The following is a 5568-nucleotide window of genomic DNA, read 5'->3' as shown; positions in this document are numbered from 1 at the left end:
CTCCTCGACCGACCGCCTCCGCCACGCCCATCTACGACGCCCTGTGCGCGGAGTACCGCAGGCTCTTCCGCACCCTGCCCGGCGACCGTTCCGGGGAGGAGGAGTCCTTCGACGCCTTCGCGAGCCGTCTCTCCTCACGCGGCGGGATGGTCCGCATCGCGGAGGCGTTCGGCCGCCACCCGGTGCGCGGGGACGGCTCCGCCGGACGCGTCGCGGGCGGACCGACCGCCCGCACCACCGGATCGACCGGCCGCGGGATGTCGTTGTCCCCCCAGCCCTCCTCCGACTCCTGAGCACGGCGTCCCGCGCGGCCCGACGACGTGGGCGGGACACCGGTGCCGGTGCTCCGGCCACGCCGTCGGGCCGGTCGCTCAGGAGCGGCGGTTGCCCCGCTTCTCCCGCACCCGGACCGAGACCTGGATCGGACTGCCCTCGAATCCGAAGCGCTCGCGCAACCGCCGCTCGATGAAGCGTCGATAGCCCGCCTCCAGGAACCCCGAGGCGAAGAGCACGAACCGGGGGGGACGGGTGCCGGCCTGGGTCCCGAAGAGGATGCGCGGCTGCTTGCCGCCCCGCACCGGGTGCGGGTGGGCCGCGACCAGCTCACCGAGGAAGGCGTTGAGCTTGCCGGTGGGCACGCGGGTGTCCCAGCTCTCCAGCGCCGTCTCCAGCGCCGGCACCAGCTTCTCCAGGTGTCGACCGGTGCGCGCGGAGATGTTGACCCGGGGGGCCCACCGCACCTGCACCAGATCCCGCTCGATCTCCCGCTCCAGGTAGAAGCGGCGCTCCTCGTCCAGGGTGTCCCACTTGTTGTAGGCCAGGACCAGGGCACGGCCGGCGTCCACAGCCATCGAGATGATGCGGGTGTCCTGGACGCTGATCGGTTCGCTGACGTCGAGGAGCACCACGGCCGCCTCGGCCTTCTCCACCGCGGCGGCGGTGCGCAGGGAGGCGTAGTAGTCGGCACCCTCCTGAAGGTGGACCCGACGCCGGATACCGGCGGTGTCCACGAACCGCCAGGTCCGGTCCCCCAGCTCGATCAGCTCGTCCACCGGGTCGCGGGTGGTGCCCGCCATCTCGTCCACCACCACGCGCTCCTCACCCGCCAACTTGTTGAGCAGGGAGGACTTGCCGACATTGGGACGACCCACCAGGGCGATGCGCCGCGGGCCGCCGGAGGCCCCGCCGAAGGTCTCCGGCGGGGCCTCCGGCATCGCCTCCAGCACGGCGTCGAGCAGGTCACCGGTGCCGCGTCCGTGGAGCGCGGAGATCGGGTGCGGCTCGCCCAGGCCGAGCGACCACAGGGCGGTCGCGTCGGCTTCGCCGGAGGGACCGTCCACCTTGTTGGCGCACAGCACCACCGGCTTGCCGGAACGGCGCAGCAGCTTGACCACCGCCTCGTCGGTGTCGGTGGCCCCGACCGTGGCGTCCACGACCAGGATCACCGCGTCGGCGGCGGCGATGGCGAACTCGGCCTGGGCCGCGACCGCCGCGTCGATGCCGAGCACGTCCTGTTCCCAGCCACCGGTGTCCACCACCTTGAAGCGGCGTCCGGCCCATTCCGCGTGGTAGGTCACCCGGTCCCGGGTGACTCCGGGACGGTCCTCGACGACCGCCTCGCGCCGGCCGAGGATCCGGTTGACCAGAGTCGACTTGCCGACATTGGGGCGGCCGACGACGGCCAGCACCGGCTGCGGGCCGCCGCCGGCGGCCACCCCGCCGCCCAGCTCATCGGCCTCGAAGCCCTCCTCCTCGGCGAGTCTCAGGAATTCGGCGTACTCCTCCTCGCCGATTCCCGTGGGTCCCGGGGCGGGGGTGTTCTCCTCGTGCATGGTCGTCTCCACCGTCGTGCGTCGTGCGTGGCTTGGTTTTTGACCGGGTCGCCGGCGGGGCGGGTCCCGGCCGGTACGGGTCAGCGGCCGGTGATGCGGCGGGCCCGTGCCAGGTGTTCCTCCAGCCGACCGCGCAGTCGCTCCGTCGCCGCGTCCAGCTCCGTCCTGGTGCGGCGGGCCCCCGACTCGGCCGCGGCGAAGGGGTCGCCGAAGACGACATCGATGCGTCCGCGCAGCGGCGGCAGCGCCGGGACCAGGCGGCTGTGCCCCTCGGCCCCGCCGAGCACCACCACCGGCACCACCGGGGCACCGGAACGCACGGCGAAGTAGGCCAGTCCTCCGCGGAGGGCCGCGAAGTCGCCCGCGCCCCTGGTGCCCTCGGGGAAGATGCCCAGCACCCCGCCCCGTTCCAGTACCCCCAGGGCCGAGGTGACGGCCGTGCGGTCGGTGCCGCCGCGATCCACGGGTATCTGCCCGATGCCGGTCAGGAAGCGTCCCAGCGGGCCGATGAACGCTTCCCGCTTGATCAGGAAGTGCACCGGTCGGGGAGCGGTGCCCATGAGGACCGGTCCGTCCACGTTGTGCGCGTGGTTGACGGCCAGGATCACCGGGCCGGCCGACGGCACCCGGTGGGCACCCAGCACCCGCGGACGCCACCCACCGTGGATCAGTCCGATGCCGATGCGCCGGCCGACGGCCGCCCCGCGCGGCGAGGGGGGCGAGGGGCGTGGCGCCGAATCGGGGCGGCGGGCCGCCGCGGCGGCCCGGGAGGAGTCCGGGGTCACGCGGATCGCCGCTCCTCGATCATCGCGCCCACCCGCTCGATGACCTGCTCCAGGGTGAGATCTGCGGTGTCCAACTCCACCGCGTCCGCGGCCCGGGCCAGCGGCGAGGCTGTCCGGGAGGAGTCGGCGGTGTCACGGCGCACCAGATCGGCGCGGGTGGCGGCCAGGCGCGCGGCGTCCTGCGGACCGCCGAGCTCACCGCTGCGTCGGGCCGCCCGCACCTCCGGGGATGCGGTCAGGAAGATCTTCAGGTCCGCGTCCGGCAGCACGGTCGTGCCGATGTCCCGCCCCTCGACGACGATACCGGCCCCCGACCTCGCCGCCTCCGCGGCGATCGAGCGCTGCAGACCGGTGATACGGGCGCGGATCTCCGGGACGGCGCTCACCGCGCTGACCGCCCCGGTGACCTCGGCGCCGCGAATGGGGGTCGAGACATCCGTGCCGTCCACGGTGATGGTCGGGGCGAGCGGATCGGTGCCGGAGACGATCTCCGGCTTCTCCGCCGCGGCGGCCACCTCCGCGGTGTCGGCCGGGTCGATGCCCCGGGTCAACATCCACCAGGTGATGGCGCGGTACTGGGCGCCGGTGTCCAGGTAGGCCATGCCCAGCCGGGCGGCGACCCCCTTGGAGGTGCTGGACTTGCCCGTGCCGGAGGGCCCGTCGATGGCGACGACAACGGGGGTGGGAGCAGACACGGTGGTGCGCACCTCTCTCGGCGACTGTCGGTGACCTCCGGGGGGCTCCCGGTCGGTCTCGGTGCCCCGACGGACGCCCGCCGGGGGTGGTGATCGGCCGCGGTCGGCCGGTGGGACGGCGAAGGCCGACCACGGCGGGACGCGGACCTCGCGGGCACCGGCCGGCGGGCGGCGTGCGGACACCCCGGCCAAGCCTATCGGCTCCGCCGGCGCCCTCCGCGCCCCCGGTGGCGCGACCGGTCATTGCCTGATGGACCAGCCACGCTCCCGCAGCGCCGCCGACAGGACGGGAGCGGCGACCGGGTCCACCATGAGCTGCACCAGACCCGCCTGCCGCGCGGTGGCGTGCTCGATGCGGACGTCCTCGATGTTGACTCCCGCCCGACCGGCGTCCGCGAAGATCCGGGCCAGTTCTCCCGGCGTATCGGAGATCAGCACGGCCACCGTCTCGTATTCCGCGGGGGCGGCGCCGTGCTTGCCGGGTACCCGGTCCCGGCCGGCGTTGCCGCGTCGCAGCACGGCCTCGATGTCGGAGGCGCCCGCGGCGCGCTTGGCCTCGTCCGCCGATTCCATGGCCCGCAGCGCCCGGACCGTCCCGTCCAGATCGGCGGCGAGAGCCGCGAGCACGTCGGCCACCGGCCCGGGGTTGGCCGAGAGGATCTCGATCCACATCCGGGGCTCGGAGGCGGCGATGCGGGTGACGTCCCGGATGCCCTGACCGCACAGCCGCACGGCCGCGTCGTCGGCGTCCTCGAGCCGGGCGGCGACCAGGCTGGAGAGCAGCTGGGGGGTGTGGGAGACCAGGGCGACGGCCCGGTCGTGGGCGTCGGCCTCCATCACCACCGGCACCGCCCGGCACACGGAGACCAGCTCCAACGCGAGGTTGAGGACCTCGGTGTCCGTCTCGGGAGTGGGGGTCAACACCCAGGGACGGCCCTCGAAAAGGGTCTCGTCGGCCGCGAGCGGCCCGGAACGCTCCCGACCGGCCATCGGGTGACTGCCCAGGTAACGGGACAGGTCACCACCCAACTCCACCAGTTCGCGACGCGGGCGTCCCTTGACGCTCCCCACGTCCAGACAGGCCCGGGCCCGACCCTCCCGCTGGAGACCGACGACCGTGGGGGCGATGTGGGCGGGCGGGACGGCGATCACCGCCAGGTCCACCGGTCCGTCCGGGGACTCGTCGGTGCCCGCCCCGAGCGCCGCGGCGGTTCGCGGACGTTCGGGGTCGGCGTCCTGCAGGTGCACCCGGATTCCCCGGGCGGAGAGCGCGAGGGCGACGGAGGTACCGATCAGCCCGGTGCCGATCACGAGGGCGGTTCGCATCGTCCCAGGGTAGTCGGCCGGCGGGGAGGCGGGTACGTGCCGCCCGCCCCGCCCGCCGGCCTCGCCCCGGCGGCACGGCCGGCGGGGTCAGAGATCGACCTCGCGCATCAACTGCCCGACCTCGGTGTTGGTCAGCCGGCGCAGCCAACCGGACTTCTGGTCCCCCAGGGCGATCGGACCGAAACGGGTGCGCACCAGCCGGTCCACCGGGAAGCCGACCTCCGCGAGCATGCGGCGCACGATGTGCTTGCGGCCCTCGTGCAGCGCGACCTCCACGAGGTAGTTGCGACCGTGGTTCTCCACCACGCGGAAGCTGTCCGCGCGGGCGAAACCGTCCTCCAGCCGCACGCCCTCCCTCAGCCGGCGGCCCAGGTCACGGGGGAGCGGGCCCTCGACGGCCGCCAGGTAGGTCTTCACCACACCGTAACGGGGATGGGTCAGGCGGTGGGCCAGCTCACCGTGGTTGGTGAGCAGGATCAGCCCCTCTGTCTCGGTGTCCAGCCGACCGACGTGGAACAACCGGGTCTCCCGGTTCTGCACGTAGTCGCCCAGGCACTGTCGCCCCTCCGGGTCGTCCATCGACGAGACCACGCCGGCGGGCTTGTTCAGGGCGAAGAACAGGTGGGCCTGGCCGGTCACGGTCAGACCGTCCACCTTGATCTCGTCGCGGTCGGGGTCCACCCGCACGCCCTGCTCCACCACGACGCGGCCGTTGACCTCCACCCGACCCCGGTCGATCAGTTCCTCGCAGGCACGGCGGGAGCCCATGCCGGCGCGGGCGAGAACCTTCTGCAGACGCTCGCCCTCGGCGTCGGACGCGCGGGGCGTGGCGGGGCGCCCGGCGTACCGCTCGCGGTTGCGCTCCTCGATCCGGGCCTCGTACTCGCGGGGACGGGCGGGGCGGTCGCCCCGCCGGCCCCCGGCTGCGGT

At 74.0% G+C, this 5568-nt stretch carries 6 protein-coding genes; 1 reads left to right on the top strand and 5 read right to left on the bottom strand.

The window, feature by feature from the left end; all coding sequences use genetic code 11:
• Positions 1-29 precede the first annotated feature (29 nt).
• Positions 30-293: a hypothetical protein gene (locus tag FNQ90_RS11120; protein WP_323379883.1), complete on the top strand. Its 264-nt coding sequence runs from the start codon at positions 30-32 to the stop codon at positions 291-293.
• Positions 294-371: 78 nt separating this feature from the next.
• On the opposite strand, the gene der is transcribed toward FNQ90_RS11120, so the two are convergent.
• The 5 genes from der to FNQ90_RS11095 form a co-directional block, all read right to left on the bottom strand.
• Positions 372-1832 carry a ribosome biogenesis GTPase Der gene (gene der / locus FNQ90_RS11115; protein WP_182606218.1) on the bottom strand — a complete coding sequence of 487 codons (1461 nt, stop codon included), beginning with the start codon at positions 1830-1832 and terminating at the stop codon, positions 372-374.
• A gap of 80 nt (positions 1833-1912) precedes the next feature.
• Positions 1913-2515: a lysophospholipid acyltransferase family protein gene (locus FNQ90_RS11110; protein WP_323379882.1), complete on the bottom strand. Its 603-nt coding sequence runs from the start codon at positions 2513-2515 to the stop codon at positions 1913-1915.
• Between the two features lie 98 nt (positions 2516-2613).
• Positions 2614-3312, bottom strand: coding sequence for a (d)CMP kinase (gene cmk / locus FNQ90_RS11105; protein WP_323379881.1), 699 nt, complete (start codon positions 3310-3312; stop codon positions 2614-2616).
• Positions 3313-3552: 240 nt separating this feature from the next.
• A complete protein-coding gene (locus FNQ90_RS11100) occupies positions 3553-4638 on the bottom strand; it encodes a prephenate dehydrogenase (protein WP_182606215.1) in 1086 nt (361 codons plus the stop codon).
• Positions 4639-4725: 87 nt separating this feature from the next.
• On the bottom strand, positions 4726-5568 hold an 843-nt coding region (locus tag FNQ90_RS11095), incomplete at its 5' end, for a pseudouridine synthase (RefSeq protein ID WP_182606214.1).

The sequence above is a fragment of the Streptomyces alkaliphilus genome, from assembly GCF_014141535.1.
Taxonomy (GTDB): Bacteria; Actinomycetota; Actinomycetes; order Streptomycetales; family Streptomycetaceae; genus Streptomyces; species Streptomyces alkaliphilus.
Note: the sequence above shows the minus strand (reverse complement) of the source record. Positions and strands in the feature narration are given on the sequence as shown.

Bases quoted from the DNA above. Each gene is read 5' to 3' on its own strand.
- der (WP_182606218.1), bottom strand. From the start codon at position 1,832: ATGCACGAGGAGAACACCCCCGCCCCGGGACCCACGGGAATCGGCGAG.
- FNQ90_RS11100 (WP_182606215.1), bottom strand. From the start codon at position 4,638: ATGCGAACCGCCCTCGTGATCGGCACCGGGCTGATCGGTACCTCCGTC.